The sequence below is a fragment of the Streptomyces sp. NPDC050636 genome (assembly GCF_040654775.1).
Classification (GTDB): Bacteria; Actinomycetota; Actinomycetes; order Streptomycetales; family Streptomycetaceae; genus Streptomyces.
The window spans coordinates 84,791-103,477 of record NZ_JBFAIP010000014.1; the positions used below are offsets into that span (position 1 = coordinate 84,791).

At 69.3% G+C, this 18,687-nt stretch carries 17 protein-coding genes; 9 read left to right on the forward strand and 8 right to left on the reverse strand.

Going from position 1 to position 18,687, the window contains the following annotated elements:
- Positions 1-126: 126 nt before the first annotated feature.
- Both AB0I10_RS14725 and AB0I10_RS14730 read right to left on the reverse strand, forming a co-directional pair.
- A complete protein-coding gene (locus AB0I10_RS14725) occupies positions 127-1,485 on the reverse strand; it encodes a hydrolase (RefSeq protein ID WP_363152814.1) in 1,359 nt (452 codons plus the stop codon).
- Between the two features lie 322 nt (positions 1,486-1,807).
- Positions 1,808-3,187, reverse strand: a complete 1,380-nt coding sequence (locus tag AB0I10_RS14730) for an MFS transporter (RefSeq protein WP_363152815.1) — start codon at positions 3,185-3,187, stop codon at positions 1,808-1,810.
- 191 nt (positions 3,188-3,378) lie between these two features.
- On the opposite strand from AB0I10_RS14730, the gene AB0I10_RS14735 reads away from it, so the two are divergent.
- Positions 3,379-4,140: a phosphoglyceromutase gene (locus AB0I10_RS14735; RefSeq protein WP_363152816.1), complete on the forward strand. Its 762-nt coding sequence runs from the start codon at positions 3,379-3,381 to the stop codon at positions 4,138-4,140.
- A 344-nt stretch (positions 4,141-4,484) separates the two neighbouring features.
- Here AB0I10_RS14735 and AB0I10_RS14740 read toward each other — a convergent pair whose 3' ends face one another.
- The 3 genes from AB0I10_RS14740 to AB0I10_RS14750 form a co-directional block, all read right to left on the reverse strand.
- A complete protein-coding gene (locus AB0I10_RS14740) occupies positions 4,485-4,826 on the reverse strand; it encodes a hypothetical protein (protein ID WP_363152817.1) in 342 nt (113 codons plus the stop codon).
- Between the two features lie 541 nt (positions 4,827-5,367).
- Positions 5,368-7,539, reverse strand: coding sequence for an MMPL family transporter (locus AB0I10_RS14745; protein WP_363152818.1), 2,172 nt, complete (start codon positions 7,537-7,539; stop codon positions 5,368-5,370).
- Positions 7,540-7,682: 143 nt separating this feature from the next.
- On the reverse strand, positions 7,683-8,255 hold the full coding sequence (locus AB0I10_RS14750; protein ID WP_363152819.1) for a TetR/AcrR family transcriptional regulator: 573 nt from the start codon (positions 8,253-8,255) through the stop codon (positions 7,683-7,685).
- A 482-nt stretch (positions 8,256-8,737) separates the two neighbouring features.
- On the opposite strand from AB0I10_RS14750, the gene AB0I10_RS14755 reads away from it, so the two are divergent.
- Positions 8,738-8,986, forward strand: coding sequence for an SCO4226 family nickel-binding protein (locus tag AB0I10_RS14755; RefSeq protein ID WP_363152820.1), 249 nt, complete (start codon positions 8,738-8,740; stop codon positions 8,984-8,986).
- An 83-nt stretch (positions 8,987-9,069) separates the two neighbouring features.
- On the opposite strand, the gene AB0I10_RS14760 is transcribed toward AB0I10_RS14755, so the two are convergent.
- Together AB0I10_RS14760 and phoU are read right to left on the reverse strand one after the other, a co-directional pair.
- Positions 9,070-9,222 carry a hypothetical protein gene (locus tag AB0I10_RS14760; protein WP_363152862.1) on the reverse strand — a complete coding sequence of 51 codons (153 nt, stop codon included), beginning with the start codon at positions 9,220-9,222 and terminating at the stop codon, positions 9,070-9,072.
- Between the two features lie 146 nt (positions 9,223-9,368).
- Positions 9,369-10,046: a phosphate signaling complex protein PhoU gene (phoU, locus tag AB0I10_RS14765; RefSeq protein WP_363152821.1), complete on the reverse strand. Its 678-nt coding sequence runs from the start codon at positions 10,044-10,046 to the stop codon at positions 9,369-9,371.
- A 587-nt stretch (positions 10,047-10,633) separates the two neighbouring features.
- Here phoU and AB0I10_RS14770 point away from each other — a divergent pair.
- Together AB0I10_RS14770 and AB0I10_RS14775 are read left to right on the forward strand one after the other, a co-directional pair.
- On the forward strand, positions 10,634-11,905 hold the full coding sequence (locus AB0I10_RS14770) for an ATP-binding protein (protein WP_363152822.1): 1,272 nt from the start codon (positions 10,634-10,636) through the stop codon (positions 11,903-11,905).
- On the forward strand, positions 11,902-12,582 hold the full coding sequence (locus tag AB0I10_RS14775; RefSeq protein ID WP_006603892.1) for a response regulator transcription factor: 681 nt from the start codon (positions 11,902-11,904) through the stop codon (positions 12,580-12,582). The genes AB0I10_RS14770 and AB0I10_RS14775 overlap by 4 nt, the downstream gene beginning before the upstream one ends.
- A gap of 129 nt (positions 12,583-12,711) precedes the next feature.
- Here the strand turns inward: AB0I10_RS14775 and AB0I10_RS14780 are convergent, their stop codons facing one another.
- Positions 12,712-13,380 carry a DUF461 domain-containing protein gene (locus AB0I10_RS14780; protein WP_363152823.1) on the reverse strand — a complete coding sequence of 223 codons (669 nt, stop codon included), beginning with the start codon at positions 13,378-13,380 and terminating at the stop codon, positions 12,712-12,714.
- A gap of 888 nt (positions 13,381-14,268) precedes the next feature.
- On the opposite strand from AB0I10_RS14780, the gene AB0I10_RS14785 reads away from it, so the two are divergent.
- The 5 genes from AB0I10_RS14785 to cysS all read left to right on the forward strand — a co-directional run bounded on the left by AB0I10_RS14785 (position 14,269) and on the right by cysS (position 18,574).
- Positions 14,269-14,751, forward strand: coding sequence for a CarD family transcriptional regulator (locus AB0I10_RS14785; RefSeq protein ID WP_003953493.1), 483 nt, complete (start codon positions 14,269-14,271; stop codon positions 14,749-14,751).
- Between the two features lie 482 nt (positions 14,752-15,233).
- Positions 15,234-15,980, forward strand: coding sequence for a 2-C-methyl-D-erythritol 4-phosphate cytidylyltransferase (gene ispD, locus AB0I10_RS14790; RefSeq protein WP_363152824.1), 747 nt, complete (start codon positions 15,234-15,236; stop codon positions 15,978-15,980).
- Positions 15,973-16,515, forward strand: a complete 543-nt coding sequence (gene ispF / locus AB0I10_RS14795; protein WP_363152859.1) for a 2-C-methyl-D-erythritol 2,4-cyclodiphosphate synthase — start codon at positions 15,973-15,975, stop codon at positions 16,513-16,515. The genes ispD and ispF overlap by 8 nt, the downstream gene beginning before the upstream one ends.
- A 132-nt stretch (positions 16,516-16,647) precedes the next feature.
- Entirely contained in the window at positions 16,648-17,052 is a 405-nt protein-coding gene (locus AB0I10_RS14800) for a PPOX class F420-dependent oxidoreductase (RefSeq protein ID WP_363152825.1), read from the forward strand.
- A 127-nt stretch (positions 17,053-17,179) separates the two neighbouring features.
- The gene (gene cysS, locus AB0I10_RS14805) at positions 17,180-18,574 is read left to right on the forward strand and encodes a cysteine--tRNA ligase (protein ID WP_363152826.1); all 1,395 of its coding nucleotides are present in this window, start codon (positions 17,180-17,182) and stop codon (positions 18,572-18,574) included.
- Positions 18,575-18,687: the final 113 nt, after the last annotated feature.

The following is an 18,687-nucleotide window of genomic DNA, read 5'->3' on the forward strand; positions in this document are numbered from 1 at the left end:
GGTGCGGTTCCCAGGCCGCGTTTCGCCGATCACGTGGTGAGCCACGGGGAATACCGCCCGCTGCCCCCGCGTTGTGGCCCCGCAGGGGGCTCGTGCACCCCCTACGGGATGTGTTCGGCCACCCCCCTAGGGCACGAACCGCACCTCCGGATAGCGCGCCGACGGCCCGTCCAGGAGCCCGCCGTCCCGCCCACGCAGCCACCGGTCGAAGAACGCCGAGACATACGCCCGCTGCGCGGCGACCGCGCGGCCGGGGTCGATGGTGCCGATCATCTTCGTCACGTCCTTCCGGGGCAGGTCCAGCCGCCGGGCGATCTGCGGTATCAGCGTCTCGCCATCCGTATAGCTCGCATGCTCGCTCCCGCCGAGCGTCAGGTCCCGGTGCCAGCCCGTACTGTGCTCCCACACCGCGCCCCAGGAGGCGACCGTGTGATGGGTGTCCCCCTCCTTCCCCATCAGCAGCAGCGGCCGGTCCACTCCCTCCAGCCCCACCGTCGACGGGTTCGACGGATCGTCATCGCGCCGGGTGTAGCCCATGACGCCGTCCATGTTCACCGCGGCCTTGATCCGCCGGTCGTCGTGCATCGTCTGCGCCGCCGTGAACCCGCCGGCCGACTGCCCGAACATCCCCACGGAGTCCAGATCCACCGCGCTGCGCAGCCCGGACGGCAGCACGGAAGCCCCGTCCCGCCCCGCCAACGCGTCGAGTACGAACCGGGTGTCGGCCACCCGTACCCCGCTGACCTTCTTCAACAACTCCGTCATCCGCCCGGCCTTCTCCGCCCGAGCCATCTCCGCCGGCATCACGCTGCGTGCCACGCGCCCGTCGGGGAACTCCACCGCGGGCGTCTCGTAGGTGTGGTCGATGGTCACCACCACGTAGCCGCGGGAGGCCAGTTCGTCGCAGAGCGTGCTGCCGAGCGAACGGGGATCGCCGGCGCCGGGGGAGTAGAGCACCACCGGCAGCCGCCCGCTCTGCCGGGCCGCAGGCGCACCCTTGTGCGCATGGGTGCGGGTGGCCGCCCAGTCGACCTTCCCCTTCGGAACATGCTCGGAGAAGTTGTTCAGCGCGTCGAACCCCGCCGCCTCGCCCGGCAGCATCTGCGGGGCGAGCGGATACCGGCCGGCGTCCTTCCGCGCCGGGTAGCGGACGCTCACCATCAGTTCCCGGTGGGCTTGCCCGGCCACCCATGGATCGCGGCGATGGCGGTCGGTCAAGTGGAGTGAGACCGTGCCGACTTGATGTGCGCCGGTGGGTGCGGGAAGCGTCATCCGCGCGGTGCGCGCGTCGGCGGGCGATGTGTGTGCGGGGGCGGGCCCGCGTACGGGAGCGGATGCGGGCCCGCCCGTCCCGCCCGCGATCTGAGCCACGGCCGGCACGGTGACCAGCGCCGCAGCGACCACCAGCGCACCGATCGTCCAGCCCCTGCGCCCCGCCTTCCGCCCCGCCCCGTCCACGGCCCTGGTCGCGCCCCTGTTCCTCATCACGTCTCCCCGTCCGCCGGTCCGGTTTCCCCCGCGGCCTCCTGCCGCACAGCCAGGGTTTCGTCGCCGAGCGGCCCAATCGATCGTGGAGACCCCCGTCTTCGTGGTGTGGCTGGCACGAACGGCCGCTACGGACCCCATCCCGCGCCCCGAAGGCATGGCCCCCTCACGCACCCGCCCCCCCAGATCCCCTACGCCGCCCAGGCCGGCTACCGGGTGGAGTCGACTCCCCCCGGCGCCCCGCGAAATCTCCACGAGCCGCGAAATCCCCACGAGGCGCAACGGGGGCTGCGGCGCTGACCGACGGGGGCCGGCTGTGTGACTACGCCACCGGTTCGGTCGGCGCCGACGCGGGCCCCGCCTCCCGGCTCCGCGATCCCTCCGGCTTCGAAGCGGCCACCGTGTCCGAAGCGGCCACCGTGTCCGAAGCGGCCACCGTGTCCGATGACGCCGCTCCCGCTCCCGCCCCCGCATGCCGCGGCACGTTCCGCAGCAACAACCCGTACCCCACCGCCGCCACCGTGCCGACAACCGCGCAGCCCGCCCACAGCGCATCCGCCCCGTAGTGGTCGATCACCGCGCCGCCGAGCAGCGGGGCCGTCAGGGAGGCGACAGACCAGGACAGGGCGTACATGCCCTGGTAGCGGCCACGGCCATGGACCGGCGACAGTTGCACCACCAGCCCCATCTGTGTCGGCGAGTTGATGATCTCGCCGAGGGTCCAGACGGCCACCGCGACCGCGTACATCGCGACCGAGCCGGCCAGCGCGGTCAGGCCGAAGCCGTAACCGGCGAGCAGTGCCGAGCCGATCAGCAGCATCGCGGGGCTGCGGTGTTCGATGAAGCGCGTCACGGGGATCTGCAGCAGCACGATGAGCACGCCGTTGACCGCGATCACCAGACCGAAGTCGCTGCTGGAGAAGCCGTCCTGACCCATCGACACCGGCATCGAGACGTACGCCTGCTGGAAGAGCAGGGCCAGGAGGAGGTTGAGTCCGACGACGGTCATGAAGCGGCCGTCGCGCAGGACGGTGAGCATGGAGACCGCGGCGGGGGCCGATGCGGCGGCGTCTTGCGTGCCGTCCTTCGGGCCCATCGCTTCCGGCCGCGACTCCGGCAGCTTCCAGAAGACCACCAGCGCGCACGCCAGTACCAGTGCCGACTCACCCAGGAAGAGGGCCAGGTAGCCGTGTTCGGCGATCAGTCCGGCGGCGGTCGAGGAGATCGCGAAGCCCAGGTTGATCGCCCAGTAGTTCAAGGAGAAGGCGCGTACGCGGTCCTCGGGGGCGACGATGTCCGCCATCATCGCCTGTACGGCGGGCCGCGAGGCGTTGGTCGCCATGCCGACCAGGCACGCCACCGCCGCGATGGCGACCGGATGCTCCATGAAACCCAGCAGCGCCACGGAAGCCGCCGTCGACAGCTGGGCGATCAGCATGGTGGGCCGCCGGCCGAGCCGGTCGGTCAGCACGCCCGCTCCTATGGACGAGATCACGCCGCCGAGCCCGTAGAGCGCGCCGACCAGGCCCGCGTACGACGCCGAGAAGCCGCGTTCGACGGTCAGATAGAGCGCCAGAAAAGTGGCGACGAACGCGCCGAGCCGGTTGATCAAGGTGCTGGTCCACAGCCACCAGAACTGCCGGGGGAGGCCGGAGACGCTCTCCACGGCGGCGCGTCTCATACGGGCGATGGATGCGGACATGACAGTTCCCCCGGCGGTGCTCGGTGTTCCCGCGTCAGCGGCGCGGGTAAGTGGTGAGGCCGACGATCGCAACCTACTGACGGGTCGACTCAGGCCACCACTCAATTGACGGGAAGCGTCAAACGTCGCCGGGACGCCCAGGTCCTGGACCCGGGCAAGGGCCGATCCGGATCTGGATTACGCTCGACGGCATGGCCGACGCACCGTACAAGCTGATCCTCCTCCGCCACGGCGAGAGCGAGTGGAACGCGAAGAACCTGTTCACCGGCTGGGTGGACGTGAACCTCAACGAGAAGGGCGAGAAGGAGGCGGTCCGCGGCGGAGAGCTGCTCAAGGACGCCGGTCTGCTCCCCGATGTGCTGCACACCTCCCTCCAGAAGCGCGCCATCCGCACCGCGCAGCTGGCCCTGGAGGCCGCCGACCGCCACTGGATCCCGGTCCACCGCAGCTGGCGGCTGAACGAGCGCCACTACGGCGCGCTGCAGGGCAAGGACAAGGCGCAGACGCTCGCCGAGTTCGGCGAGGAGCAGTTCATGCTCTGGCGCCGCTCGTACGACACCCCGCCGCCCGCCCTTGAGGACGGCTCCGAGTTCTCCCAGAGCGACGACCCGCGCTACGCGGACATCCCCAGCGAGCTGCGCCCCCGCACGGAGTGCCTCAAGGACGTCGTCACCCGCATGCTGCCGTACTGGTACGACGGCATCGTCCCGGACCTCGTCGCCGGCCGTACGGTCCTGGTCGCCGCCCACGGCAACAGCCTGCGCGGTCTGGTCAAGCACCTCGACGGCATCTCCGACGAGGACATCTCGGGCCTGAACATCCCCACCGGCATCCCGCTCGCCTACGAGCTGGACTCCGACTTCCGCCCGGTCAAGCCCGGCGGCACCTACCTCGACCCGGAGGCCGCCAAGGCCGCCATCGAGGCAGTGAAGAACCAGGGCAAGAAGAAGTAAGAATGGCGATCACGCCCCCGACCTGCGCTTATGGCGCGGATCGGGGGCTTTCGCCTCTCTCGGGCCGTCTGTGGGCCGTCAGTCCAGCGGATCTTGCGGCCTGAGGGCCCTACCGAGAGCCTTCCACGCGCGGTCCCGACTGGTCGGCATCAGGTACCACTTCCATCGCCACCCCGGATCCACATACAGACTGAGGTGACTGCGACAGGTGCAGCGAGAACGAGACCAGAGAAGTGATAGCAACTCCTCTATGAACGAAGCGCACCCGGCTCGATGAACGAAGCGCACCCGGCCGTTGAATAAGGGCGTGAAAGGTGAGTGAATTAGATGACTGGAAATCCGGATCACTGAATTCCGCGCGATTCACTCGATTGGCCGTGCTCGGGGTGAAATTGGGCAGATGGGTGTGCATGGTTATTCGCATGACCACCACACGGATGGATCGCCCGAAGAAAAACGTTTCGCGAATATTCGCGGTCAGCGCCGCGCTGGGGATCGCACTTGCGGCAGGGGCGGCAACGGCCGCATCGGCTGTGGCCGCGACGACCGCCCCGCACATCGCCACACAGGCCAAGGTGGCCCAGTCGGCCCCGGCCGACGGCCATGGCCATCATCACCATCACCATCACCATGGCCATCACCATCACCATCATCATCATCATCACCATCACCACGGTCATCACCATGGCCACGGCTCCGGTCACGACTGCTTCGGGTCCCCCCTCATCTGCCTCTTTTGACGGCTATCCGGCACAAGTTCAGGCAAAGCGGACGAGGGCGAGATGCCCGTGCTATTCCTTCTCCGCTTTGCCCAGCGCCGGAACACCGAGCCCCCGCCAAGCGCCTTTTCGTCCGTTCGCGGTGGCGCATGCGCGAGTACGTAAACTCCCGGATATCGCTATCCGACGGGGCGCAACATGATTCCCGCGCTCGAATCGCTGCCAACCGGCGTTTGGCCATGAGGGCTGAATGCTAAGGCGTTCATGATGTGGGTACGGCCGTGACAACTCCCTGGGGACACGCGGCGGGTACGTCCGAATAGATCTTGAACGCGAGTCTGGCTGCTGGCTTCGCCCTCCCAGGTTCGAATCCTGGCGCCGCCACAGGAGTGGAACGGCCCCTGATCCGTGTTGATGCGGATCAGGGGCCGTTTTCGTTGTGTCATGCCCGACCGTTGTCTCCGGGGCGACCGCCCCGCTCGGCGGGCACCCCGGGGCTTCGGGTGGATCAGACGCGGGCCGGCTCCCGGTCGGCGTCCGGGGCCGGGTCAGCGTCGGGCGACAGTTGTTTGCGCAGACCGTCGCCCTCGACGTCGACGTTCGGCAGTACACGGTCCAACCAGCGCGGCAGCCACCACGCCTGGTGGCCCAGGAGCGCCAGGACTGCCGGCACGATCGCCATGCGCACCACGAACGCGTCGAAGAAGACGGCGATGGCGAGGCCGAAGCCGATCATCTTGATCATCGGTTCGGAGGAGCCGATGAAGCCGGCGAAGACCGCCATCATGATCACCGCGGCGGCGGTGACGACCCGCGCGCCGTGGTGGAAGCCGGTCACGATTGCCTCGCCGGGCCGCTCCCCGTGCACATACGCCTCGCGCATCCGGGTGACGAGGAAGACCTCGTAGTCCATGGCGAGACCGAAGACCACGCCCACCATGAAGATCGGCATCATGCTCATGATCGGGCCGGTCTGCTCGACGCCGAAGAGGGAGCCGAGCCAGCCCCACTGGAACACCGCCACGACGGCGCCGAGTGCGGCGACCACCGAGAGCAGGAAGCCGAGCGCGGCCTTCAGCGGGACGAGGACGGACCGGAAGACCACCATCAGCAGCAGGAAGGCGAGGCCGACGACGAGCGCCAGGTAGGGCAGCAGCGCGTCGTTCATCTTCTGCGAGAAGTCGATGTTCATGGCTGTGGAGCCGGTGACCAGGACGTGGTCGCCGCTGGTGTCGCGGATGGAGTGGACCAGGTCCTCGGTGGCGCCGGAGGACGGGCGGTCCTTCGGGATGACAGTGATCACTTCGGTGTTCCCGGCCTTGTTGGGGGTCGGGGGCGTCACCGCAGCGACCCCTTCGAGGCCGCGGATGGCCTTGGCCGCGTTGTCGGCGGCGGCCTTGTTCCCGTCGACGACGACGATCAGCGGACCGTTGAAGCCTGGGCCGAAGCCGTCGGACAGCAGGTCGTAGGCGCGGCGCTGGGTGGTCGAGGTCGGCTGCGAGCCGTCGTCCGGCAGGCCCATCTCCAGTGACGTGGCCGGTAGGGCGATGGCGCCGAGGCCGAGCACGCCGACGAGGAGCACCATCGCCGGGCGGCGCAGCACGAAACGAGCCCAGCGGGTGCCCATGTTGGGCTTGCCGCTGACCGGCTTGTTCTTGCGGGCGGCACGGCCCTGGACGCGTTTGCCCACGTATCCGAGCAGGGCCGGGATGAGGGTGAGCGCGATGAGGACGGCGATCACGACCGTGCCGGCGGCGGCGAAACCCATCTTCGTCAGCACGGGGATGTTGACGACGGCGAGGCCGGCCAGGGCGATGACGACGGTGAGTCCGGCGAAGACGACGGCCGAGCCGGCGGTGCCGGTGGCGCGTCCGGCCGCCTCCTCGTGGTCGTGGCCCTCGGCGAGCTCGGCGCGGTAGCGGGAGACGATGAACAGGGCGTAGTCGATGCCGACCGCGAGGCCGATCATCATCGCGAGGGTGGAGGTGGTGGAGCCGAGATCCAGGGCACTGGCGAGCGCGGTGATCGTGCAGACGCCGGTGCCGACGCCGATGACGGCGGTGAGCAGCGGCAGTCCGGCGGCGACCAGCGATCCGAAGGTGATGACGAGGACGACCCCGGCGATGGCCACGCCGATGATCTCGCCCGCGCCGGTCTCGGGAGTGGTCGTCTCCAGCGCGTCGCCGCCGGTCTCGACGGTGAGGCCGCCGGCGCCGGCCTTCTTGCCGGTCTTTTCCAGCGCGTGGCGGGTGGCGTCGGTCACCTCCAGCTTGTTGACCTTGTACGACACCTGGACGTAGGCGGTGGTGCCGTCTCGGGAGACCGCGTGGGCTGTGTACGGGTCGGTGACGGAGGCGACCTGGTCGGAGCCGGACTTCAGCTCGCCGACGGCCTTGGCGACGGTGGCCCGGCTGTCCGGGTCGGTCATCTTCCGGCCGTCGGGGGCCTTGAAGACGACCCGGGCGGTGGCGCCGTCGGCGCTTGCGCCAGGGAAGCGCTCTTTGAGCAGGTCGAATGCCTTCTGCGCCTCCGTGCCGGGTATGGAGAAGGAGTTGGAGGTCGCGGCGGGCGCAGTGGCGGCACCGACCCCGGCGAGCGCCAACAACGCGACCCACAGCAGGATCACGAGATGGCGGCGCCGGAAGGCGGCCCGGCCGAGTTTGTAGAGGAACGTGGCCACGGGGGCATCTCCCGAGTGGTGAAGACGGGACAGGGCATGGGGAGCCGGCCCAACGCGTGAGCGGTGCGTGCCGGTGGTGCGGGTGATTCGGGCCCGGGTGGGGCCCGGTTCCCGGCCGGGGCGCGGGGAACGCCCCCGCGGCGTCAGACGCCCAGTGCGCGGAGCACCACGGCGTCGACGTAGGTCGTCAGGAATGCCTGGTCCACCGGCCGGCCGTCGACCAGCGGGCGGACGATGAGGGCGCCGGTCATCATGTGCGGGACGAGTTTCAGCGCCGGGTTGTCCTGGGCGACCTCGCCGCGTGCGACTGCGCGTCGCAGAATCTCGTCGAGCCCGGTCATCTCGGGTTCGATGAGCAGTTCGCGCAGCGCTTGGAGGAGATCGGGGTTGTCGTGGATGGCATGGGCGAGGCCCCGCATCAGCGCGGAGTCCCGCTCCAGCTGGTCGACGTCGGCACGCGACACCATCTCGTGGAAGTCGCCGCGCAGCGAGCCGGTGTCGATCTCGTCGAGACGGACCGGCTTGTTGTGCCGCAGGGCCCGGGCCACCAGCTCGGGCTTGCTCCCCCACTGGCGGTAGAGGGTGGCCTTGCTGGAATGGGTGCGGGTGGCGACGGCATCCATGGTCAGGCCGTCGTAGCCCACCTCACGGAGCAGGTCGAGCACGGCTTCGTACAACTCGGACTCGCGTTCCGGAGTGAGCCTGCTGCGGGCCATACCGGTGACTCCTATCGAGACGAAACGGTTTCGTACATCTCGAAGGTAACGCGAGCGGAACGAAACCGTTTCGTACGGTACCGATCACAGGGGCACCCGGTCGAGTCACCTGGCCCCTCCGGCATGAGCACCCTTGTTGAGCGCGCGGAGCGGTGCTTCGATCCGTGTGCGCCGTCCCCCCCCGGCGTCGAGCTCGGGATCTGACCGATGGCACGCGACTCTCCCGTGAGTCGTGTAGTCGGGTCGGTGCTCAGGCGGCCGTAGGCGGACTGGGTAGAGCGCTGACTTCGACAAATGCTGACTGGGCCGGGCCGTCTCTGGGCCGCTTGTGGGCTGAAGAAGTAAGGCCCGCCAGTGACGGCCTGAGGCCGGACGTAAGTGCGTAATACGGCGCAACACTCTGCTATATGGGGCAATCCATGGCTAACGGATGCAGCATGTAAAGGGGGTGCATCCGTCGGCACGTTGGAGGATTGAGCCCGATGGCCAACTTCATGGACATCCACCACGGCATGAAAGGCATCACACAGGAGCAGCTCAAGGAGGCGCACCAGGCCGACCTCGCGATCGAGAGCCAGGAAGGCGTCCACTTCGCACGCGCTTGGGCCGACCCCGACTCCGGTGACGTCTTCTGCCTCTCCGAGGGACCTTCGGCCGAAGCCGTCCAGCGCGTCCACGAGCGCACCGGCCACCCGGCGGACGAGATCCACCCGGTGCCGCTGACTGTGTGACGCGGCCCTGAGACACAACACGGCCCCCGCCGGCGTCCTGCCGGCGGGGGCCGTGTTCGCGCTGTCACTACCGCATTGCCGCGTCAGCCGCAGCCGCCACCGCACTGGCACGAGCCGCCGGACTGGCAGCCGCAGCTGCAGCCGGGGCCGCATTGGCAGTTGCTGAGCAGCGGGAGCTCGACGGCCGGCGGGCTGTCGTGGGGCGTGAGGTTGGGGGAGTCTGCCATGAGTGCCATGAATTGCCTCCTAGGGGTCACCTGGTGCCCAAACGCTGCCCATTGCAAGCCCTGGCCGAGAGGCGCGTCAACGGCGCGCGGAGGCACGCGTCAACGGCGCACGGTGGTGCGGGGTGCCGAAACGCGCCCCTGCACCACCGCCGTGATCACGAGCCGTCGACCGCCGTCGGCGGGGCGATCTCGTCCGCGTGCTCCCCGGTGACCAGGTAGACGACCCGCTTGGCCACGGAGACCGCGTGGTCCGCGAACCGCTCGTAGTAGCGGCCCAGCAGCGTCACGTCCACGGCCGTCTCGATGCCGTGCTTCCAACGGTCGTCCATGAGGTGCTGGAAGAGGGCGCGGTGCAGCAGGTCCATCGCGTCGTCGTCCTGCTCCAGCTGGAGCGCCAGATCGACGTCCTTGGTGATGATGACCTCCGCGGCCTTGGCCATCAGCCGCTGCGCCAGCTGCCCCATCTCCAGGATGGTGGCGTGCAGGTCGCGCGGAACGGCCGTCTCCGGGAAGCGCAGCCGGGCCAGCTTGGCCACATGCTGCGCCAGGTCGCCGGAACGCTCCAGGTCGGCGCTCATCCGCAGGGAGGTGACGACGATCCGCAGATCGGTGGCGACCGGCTGCTGCCGCGCCAGAAGGGCGATCGCCCGGGCCTCCAGATCGCGCTGGAGGTCGTCGACCTTCTCGTCGGCGGCGATCACGTTCTCGGCCAGCTTGAGGTCCGCGTCGAGTATCGCCGTGGTGGCGCGCCCGATCGCGGAGCCCACGAGCCGGGCCATCTCGACCAGGCCCTCGCCGATCGAATCCAGCTCCTCGTGGTACGCGTCCCGCATCAGTGACCTTCTCTCGCATCGAGTGGTGGTGTGGATCCGAGCGGATCGAATCCATGGGGTCGTGCGGATTCGAGGGAATCGAATCCAGGGGTCCAGCGGCTCCACGTGGGTCCGGTGGAGCCGGCGGGTGTGGGAGGTGGGAATGAAGGGCGAGCGGCTGCTCTGGGTTCCTGCGCTCCTCCTACGCTCCCACGGGTCGTGCCCGCACGGCCGGTACTCCGGGAAGCGGAGGTCATCCCCGGGTTCGGCCGCGCGCCGGTGCGGGATCGATTCGTCCCCGCACCCTCACAGTGCGGGGACATCGCGACCTCCCGTGCCACCGGGAGTTAACCGTCGCCGTCGTGAAGGTGAACTCTGGGCGACATACCACCGCCCCGCGGCCGGCCGTACGGTTCACCCGGCCGCGCCCCGGCGGTGCCGGGCGGTCGTGCCGGTCCCCCAAGGGCCGCCTGGCCCGCGGCCGCGGATCCCTTCCCGACCTCCGGAGTGAACCACCACCGACCTCACGGTGAATTCTGGGCGACGTGTGTTCGGGGAGAGGTCCGCACGGCTGGGGAAGTGTCCGACCCGGCGCATAACCTGGAGCCATGAACGTGGACGCGGCCGTTGCCGCAGTGGCAGCGATCGCCGGGTTGTGCACCGGCGTCTTCGCCATGCTGGCGTTCCGCTGGAGTGAGCGCGACCAGGCCAAGCCCACGCGGACCTCCCTGCACACCGACGCGGTGCTGCCACCCGGCGTCGACACCGTGCTCTCCGTGCTGCGCTCCTCCGCCGTCGTCCTGGACGAGGCCGACGCCGTCGTCAAGGCCAGCTCCGCCGCGTACGCCCTCGGGCTGGTCCGCGGGGGCAAGCTCGCCGTCGAGCCGATGATGCAGATGGCCCGCGACACCCGCAGGGACGGCGAGATACGCCAGGTCGAGCTGGATCTGCCGCGCCGCGGCACCGGCCGGGGAGACGCGCTCGCGGTCTCCGCCCGGGTCGCCCCGCTCGGCTCCCGGCTCGTCCTGCTGCTGGTCGAGGACCTCACGGAAGCCCGCCGCATAGAGGCGGTCCGCCGCGACTTCGTCGCCAATGTCAGCCATGAGCTCAAGACGCCGGTCGGCGCCCTCTCGCTGCTCTCCGAGGCCGTGATGGACGCCAGCGACGACCCCGAGGCCGTCACCCGCTTCGCCGGCCGCATGCAGAACGAGGCCACCCGCCTGACCAGCCTCGTCCAGGAGCTCATCGACCTCTCCCGGGTCCAGAACGACGACCCGCTGGAGGACGCCGAGCCGGTCCGGGTGGACGAACTGGTCGCCGAGGCGATCGACCGCTGCCGCCAGCAGGCCGGCACGAAACAGATCACCATGGCCGCCGGAGGCACCGCCGACCTGCACGTATGGGGAAACCGCGGCCAGCTCGCGGCGGCCCTCGGCAATCTCGTCGAGAACGCCGTCAACTACTCCCCGGCGCACACCCGCGTCGGGATCGCCGGCCGCCGGGTCTCCGCGCCCGGTGGCGACCTGATCGAGATCGCGGTGACCGACCAGGGCATCGGGATATCCGAAAAGGACCGGGACCGCGTCTTCGAGCGGTTCTACCGTGTGGACCCGGCGCGTTCGCGCGCCACCGGCGGGACCGGCCTCGGCCTCGCCATCGTCAAACACGTGGCCGCCTCCCACGGCGGGGAGGTCACGGTGTGGAGCGCTGAGGGACAGGGCTCCACCTTCACCCTGCGTCTCCCAGAAGCCGGTGCCGTACGCGAGCGCGAACGGCCCGCCGACCTCGATACCGCGGAGGGCCTCGACGACGAGGACCGCCCGTACGAGACCTTCAACGAACCGCTCCCTGCTCACCCTGCCCCGGAGGTCCTTCCGTGACCCGAGTGCTTGTCGTCGAGGACGAGGAATCGTTCAGCGATGCACTGTCGTACATGCTCCGCAAGGAGGGTTTCGAGGTCGCCATCGCGGCTACGGGCCCCGACGGACTGGACGAGTTCGAACGCAACGGCGCCGACCTGGTCCTGCTGGACCTGATGCTGCCGGGCCTGCCCGGCACCGAGGTCTGCCGTCAGCTGCGCGGCCGCTCCAACGTCCCGGTCATCATGGTGACCGCCAAGGACAGCGAGATCGACAAGGTGGTCGGCCTGGAAATAGGAGCCGACGACTACGTCACCAAGCCCTTCTCCTCCCGCGAACTGGTTGCCCGCATCCGCGCGGTGCTGCGCCGCCGCGGCGAGCCGGAGGAGGTCACCCCGCAGGCCCTGGAGGCCGGCCCGGTCCGGATGGACGTGGACCGCCATGTCGTCACGGTCTCCGGTGGCAAGGTCGACCTGCCGCTCAAGGAGTTCGACCTCCTGGAGATGCTGCTGCGCAACGCCGGCCGGGTGCTGACCCGTATGCAGCTCATCGACCGGGTGTGGGGCGCCGACTACGTGGGCGACACCAAGACCCTGGACGTGCACGTCAAGCGGCTGCGCGCCAAGATCGAGCCGGACCCGGGCGCGCCGCGCTATCTGGTCACGGTCCGCGGCCTGGGCTACAAGTTCGAGCCGTAAGCCGAAACTGTTGGCCGATGTACGCGTCAGGGGCGCCCATCCGATCCGGACGGGCGCCCCTGACGCGTATGTGCCGGGCTTACGTGATGCTGCGGGACGTCATCCAGGCGACGACGTCCCACGGCCCGGTCAGTGACCCTTGTGTGCCTGGCTGGTGGCCTCGCCGGCCGGGGTGGCGGCGCCGGTCGGCGTCGCGGCGCCGGTCGTGGAGCCGGCCGGCGAGTGCGACTCCGACGGCTTGGCGGTGCCGGCGGGGGTCGCCGAGCCGGAGGGCTGCGGCACCTCCGTGGGACCCCAGCCCTCGAAGTACTTCTGCGCTGGGACGATGAACGCGGTGATGCCCACCTTGCCCGTGGAGCTGAAGCTGAACGTCAGGGGCTGCACGCCGCCGTCCTTGACGGACTCACGGCCGCTCGCCAGGACGGCCGAGGCGTTGCCCTCGCCACCGATGACGACGGAGCCGCCGGCCGGCACGGTGATCGCGCCCGCCGCGCCCTTGGCCGGGCTCAGCTTGGCCGACTTGCCGGTGCCGTTGACGCTGATGGCGGTCAGCTTCTGGTCCTTGGCACCGTTGTTGAACAGCGTCGCGGAGATCACGGCCGGGCCCTTGGCCTTCAGGTCGGGCTGGGTGATCACATTCGCGTTCTGGATCTTGATGTCGCCGACGGCGGTCGCGGCGTTGTCCGGCTTCACCTGCAGCGTCTGTGCGTCGTTCCCGGCGCCGCACGCGGACAGCGAGGCGATCGAGAGCGAAAGGACGGTAGCGGCGAGGACGCCGCGTCGAAGGCTGCGGCTCACGGCGGCGGCATCTCCTTGACGAGCTACGGCGGCCGAACTTCGTGCCCGGTCGCGGATGGACGGCTGGGGCGGCCGTTGCGTACGCGTCATGTCGACGGGTGCGTAAAGCCGCCCTAAGGGTGTGTCAGCGCCGCTAGGTTACCGAGCCGCCCTCGCGCCGCCGCACCCGACCCGCCCCCGGAGCGATCAGGCACCCCTCGCGGGCCGAGGTGCCGGCCGGTATCCGACGGGCCGGCACGCCGAACGGAACGCCGACCGGAACCTTCAAGATCACTTGCGTACCTCTTCCGCACGGCCTTCGTATCCGCTTCCCGACACCCTTCTCCGTCCACGATCGGATGCCAGATCGGATGCCAGATCAGACGCCCGATCAGATCCCGGTCAGTTCCGTGATCAGTTCCCGATCACTTCCCCGGCGTCCCCTGCGCCGTCTTCCCCGATGTGTCCCGAGAACGTGGATGAATATTCGGTACGCTGCCGTTCGGGTGGCGGTCGGCCGGTTTCCCCCGGTGAAAAGCGCTATTCGTAGCGAATGTTTGCGCCCCGCGGAATTGATCACATCCCTCGGTAGCCGGATGCTGATCAATTCGAGAAACGAGCCGGAGCCGCCCGCGACCAACCGAACGGAGTAGCGGAAGTCGCTCATACGGATCCGTGCAAAACGGGACGTTCGTCATGTCGATCACCGCGTTCCCGGTGTGTGGCAGGCGCGTTTCAGCTCACCCGCGGAGCCCCTCCGACCTGCGAATACCCGTATCTGATGCCCCCTCGCAGCACGTTCCGGGCGCTGTTGTCAAGCCCCGAGATATGCCCTGACCTGCGAAAACGCCATTCAGAACGGCCCGTTCCCGTGTTAGCATGGATAGCCACGGAAGGGGTACCTGTCACATGACGTTCAAGGTTGGCGACACCGTGGTCTATCCCCATCACGGGGCCGCGCTGATCGAGGCCATCGAAACTCGCCAGATCAAAGGCGTGGACAAGACCTACTTGGTGCTGAAGGTCGCCCAGGGCGACTTGACTGTTCGTGTTCCAGCGGACAATGCGGAGTTCGTCGGCGTACGCGACGTGGTTGGTCAGGACGGGCTGGACCGGGTCTTCGAGGTGCTTCGTGCACCGTATGCCGAAGAGCCGACGAACTGGTCCCGTCGCTACAAGGCAAATCTTGAGAAGCTCGCTTCCGGCGATGTGATCAAGGTTGCCGAGGTAGTTCGTGACCTCTGGCGTCGTGAGCGCGAGCGCGGACTCTCTGCCGGCGAGAAGAGGATGCTCGCCAAGGCGCGCCAGATTCTGGTGAGCGAACTCGCCCTCGCGGAGAACACGAACGAAGACAAGGCCGAGGCTCTGCTCGACGAGGTCCTCGCGTCCTGACGCAGCGTGTGAACGCTGTGTGAGCCAGAACGCTGTATGAATCCACGCTGCGTGAATGCGTGCTGTGTTCAATGCACGCTGTGTTCAATGCACGCTGTGTGAATCCACGTGACCCGACGATGTGACGAGAATCGGCGCGACACCGTGAATCGGCACTGAGTTGCATCGACACAGTGTGTATCGACACCGAGCGGTGAATCTGCACTGAGTGACGATTCACGAGCGGTGATTCTACGCAGCACTGCCGCGGTGCCCGAGTGACGACTGTCTCCCCAGTGGAGGGGTCTGTTGCCGGGCGCTGCGGCATATCTACGGCCGGTCGCCCTTTTGGTGTGCCGGGCTCGGGCAGCTGCCTCGACCGATGTCACGGAAGGGTCCGGTCAAGGCTTCGCGCCCGGCACGCTCAGGCCATACCCACCTCGGCCGAGGAAACAAACCTGTCTGCGCCAATTCCGGGCTCGGCCCGGACTCCGGAGCCATCGATGTCAGATCCGTCCCGCCCGATCCGCACCGCCGCGGTGATTCCCGCCGCCGGCCGCGGTGTCCGGCTCGGCCCCGGCGCCCCGAAGGCGCTGCGCGCGCTGGGCGGCACCCCCATGCTGGTACACGCCGTCCGTGCGATGGCCGCCTCGCGTGCCGTCTCCCTTGTCGTCGTGGTCGCCCCGCCCGATGGTGCCCCCGAGGTACGCCACCTCCTCAACGAGCATCCGCTCGGCGACCGCACCGACCTGGTGGTGGTCCCCGGCGGTGAGACCCGCCAGGAATCTGTGCGGCTCGGTCTGGCGGCGCTGCCGGACGCCATCGACGTGGTGCTGGTGCATGACGCGGCGCGTCCGCTGGTCCCCGTCGACACCGTCGACTCGGTGATCGCGGCGGTACGCGCCGGCGCGCCGGCCGTCGTCCCCGCGCTGCCGCTCGCCGACACCGTCAAGCAGGTCGAGCCGCAGCCGCAGGGCACCCCGGAGCCGGTGGTCGGCACCCCGGAGCGGGCCCGGCTGCGTGCCGTACAGACCCCACAGGGCTTTGACCGGGCGACGCTGCTCAAGGCGCATGACACGGTCGTCGAGGGTGAGGGCGCCACGGACGACGCCGGGCTGGTCGAACGGCTCGGCGCCCCCGTCGTGGTCGTCCCCGGCCATGAGGAAGCGTTCAAGGTGACCCGGCCGCTGGACCTGGTCCTGGCCGAGGCCGTACTCGCCCGTAGGAGGGCCACTGATGGGTATGTCTGAGCCGACGGCGTCGGCGCCGTCGACGGGGTCTGCCGAGTCCGCCCCCGCGGGGCCGCCCGGCATCCCGCTCGTCGGCATCGGCACGGATGTGCACGCCTTCGAGCGCGGCCGCGAGCTGTGGTGCGCCGGGCTGCTCTGGAAGGGCGAGGAGTACGGCCTGGCCGGCCACAGCGACGGCGACGTGGCCGCGCACGCCGCCTGCGACGCGCTGTTCTCGGCGGCCGGCGTCGGCGACCTCGGCGCGCACTTCGGCACCGACCGCCCCGAGTGGTCCGGTGCCTCCGGAGTGACGCTGCTGGCCGAGGCCGCGCGCATCGTCCGGGCCGAGGGTTTCACGATCGGCAATGTCGCGGTGCAGGTCATCGGCGTACGGCCGAAGGTCGGCAAGCGGCGGGACGAGGCGCAGAAGGCGCTGTCGGCGGCGGTCGGCGCACCGGTTTCGGTGTCGGGGACGACGTCGGACGGGCTGGGGCTCACCGGCCGCGCCGAGGGGCTGGCCGCGGTCGCCACGGCGCTGGTGGTCCGTACGGTCTGAGGAGGTCCGGGACGCGGTGTGCGGCGACCCGGTGTTCCCCCGAACGGACGGGGAATGCCGGGTGCGGTAAGGGTGTTGGGGAAGCATCGGAGTGCTCGTGTCCATCGGTACGGCCCGCCGGAAGGATCCCTCGTGACCGCCACACTGTCCGACGCCCTCAAGAAGCTCCTCGACACCCCCGTCTTTGTGACGGTGGCGACGATCCAGCCCGACGGCAGCCCCCAGGTGTCCCCGGTCTGGGTGAAGCGGGACGGCGACGACCTGCTGATCTCGACGACGGTCGACCGCCGCAAGGCCGCCAACCTGCGCCGCGACCCCCGGGTGAGCGTCGTCGTCCAGCCCTTCGATCACCCGTACACCTACGCCGAGATCCGCGGCTCCGCCTCGTTCACCACCGAGGGCGGCCAAGAGCTGATCAATGAGCTGTCCCACAAGTACACGGGCAAGCCGTACGCGGAATTCAACCCGGCGTCCCAGCAGGACGCCGAGCGCCTGGTCGTACGGATCACACCGCGCAAGGTGGTCGGCAGCCTCTGACCGACCGTGCCGGGCCACTCCGGCATTCCGGTGCGTACTCCCGGCGAACCGGACGACTGTCGCGCTTCTTTGTCCCCGTGGCCGAATGGGTCGCGGGGCACTGCCTCGTTCCGACTACCCTGGTTCCGTGACGATTCGCCTGTACGACACCAGCGCCCGGCAGATTCGCGATTTCACCCCGCTCAAGCCGGGCTGTGTCTCGATCTACCTGTGTGGCGCGACCGTGCAGGCCGCCCCGCATATCGGGCACATCAGGTCGGGACTGAACTTCGACATCATGCGCCGCTGGTTCGACTACCGCGGCTATGACGTGACGTTCGTGCGCAATGTGACGGACATCGACGACAAGATCATCACGAAGTCGGCCGAGCAGGGCCGCCCGTGGTGGTCGATCGGCTACGAGAACGAGGTCGCCTTCAACACGGCGTACGACGCCCTCGGCTGCCTGCGCCCGACCTACGAACCGCGCGCCACCGGCCATGTCCCGGAGATGGTCGAGATGATGCGCGGCCTGATCGAGCGCGGCCACGCCTACGCCGCCGACGGCAATGTCTACTTCGATGTGAAGTCCTTCCCCGGCTATCTGGAGCTGTCCAACCAGGAGTTGGACAATCTCCTGCAGCCGTCCGGCGAGGGCGAGACCGGCAAGCGGGACCCGCGCGACTTCGCCATGTGGAAGGCGGCGAGGGACGGCGAGCCCAGCTGGGAGACCCCCTGGGGCCGCGGCCGGCCCGGCTGGCATCTGGAGTGCTCGGCGATGGCCCACAAGTACCTGGGCACCGCCTTCGACATCCACGGCGGCGGCGTCGACCTCGTCTTCCCACACCACGAGAACGAGATCGCGCAGGCCAAGGCCTTCGGCGACGACTTCGCCGCCTACTGGTCGCACAACGCCTGGGTGACCATGAGCGGCGAGAAGATGTCCAAGTCGCTGGGCAACTCCGTGCTGGTCTCCGAGATGGTCAAGCGCTGGCGCCCGATCGTGCTGCGCTACTACCTGGGCACCCCGCACTACCGCTCGATGATCGAGTACAGCGAGGAAGCGCTGCGCGAGGCCGAGTCGGCGTTCGCGCGGATCGAGGGCTTCGTCCAGAGGGCCGTCGAGAAGGCGGGGGTCGTCGAGCCGGCGCCCGAGGTGCCGCCGGCCTTCGCCGAGGCGATGGACGATGACCTGGGTGTGCCGCAGGCGCTGGCGATCGTGCACACCACCGTCCGGCAGGGCAATTCCGCGCTGACGGCCGACGACAAGGAGTCGGCGGTGGCCCGGCTCGCCGAGCTGCGGGCGATGCTCGGTGTGCTCGGCCTCGACCCGCTCGACGAGCGCTGGGCGGGCGGCGAGGCGGAGCGCGGCGCGGATCTGCACGGCGTGGTGGACTCTCTCGTACGGCTCGTCCTGGACCAGCGGCAGGCGGCCCGTGCGCGCAAGGACTACGCCACCGCCGACGCCATCCGTGACCAGCTCCAGCAGTCCGGTCTCGCCATCGAGGACACCCCGTCCGGCCCGCGCTGGTCGCTGTCATGACATCCGCCCGAGTGCGTGTCGTGACCGCCGTCCCGCCCCCGTCGTGAGCCGCGGCCGCCGCCCGGATTCGCCCTTCCCGGTGGCCGCGGGCGACACTCAATCCATACGTACGT

Coding starts and splice junctions, on each gene's coding strand:
- AB0I10_RS14725 (WP_363152814.1), bottom strand. CDS start 1,485: ATGAGGAACAGGGGCGCGACCAGGGCCGTGGACGGGGCGGGGCGGAAG.
- AB0I10_RS14730 (WP_363152815.1), bottom strand. CDS start 3,187: ATGTCCGCATCCATCGCCCGTATGAGACGCGCCGCCGTGGAGAGCGTC.
- AB0I10_RS14735 (WP_363152816.1), top strand. CDS start 3,379: ATGGCCGACGCACCGTACAAGCTGATCCTCCTCCGCCACGGCGAGAGC.
- AB0I10_RS14740 (WP_363152817.1), bottom strand. CDS start 4,826: ATGGTGATGACCGTGGTGATGGTGATGATGATGATGATGGTGATGGTG.
- AB0I10_RS14750 (WP_363152819.1), bottom strand. CDS start 8,255: ATGGCCCGCAGCAGGCTCACTCCGGAACGCGAGTCCGAGTTGTACGAA.
- AB0I10_RS14755 (WP_363152820.1), top strand. CDS start 8,738: ATGGCCAACTTCATGGACATCCACCACGGCATGAAAGGCATCACACAG.
- AB0I10_RS14760 (WP_363152862.1), bottom strand. CDS start 9,222: ATGGCACTCATGGCAGACTCCCCCAACCTCACGCCCCACGACAGCCCG.
- phoU (WP_363152821.1), bottom strand. CDS start 10,046: ATGCGGGACGCGTACCACGAGGAGCTGGATTCGATCGGCGAGGGCCTG.
- AB0I10_RS14770 (WP_363152822.1), top strand. CDS start 10,634: ATGAACGTGGACGCGGCCGTTGCCGCAGTGGCAGCGATCGCCGGGTTG.
- AB0I10_RS14785 (WP_003953493.1), top strand. CDS start 14,269: ATGACGTTCAAGGTTGGCGACACCGTGGTCTATCCCCATCACGGGGCC.
- ispD (WP_363152824.1), top strand. CDS start 15,234: ATGTCAGATCCGTCCCGCCCGATCCGCACCGCCGCGGTGATTCCCGCC.
- ispF (WP_363152859.1), top strand. CDS start 15,973: ATGTCTGAGCCGACGGCGTCGGCGCCGTCGACGGGGTCTGCCGAGTCC.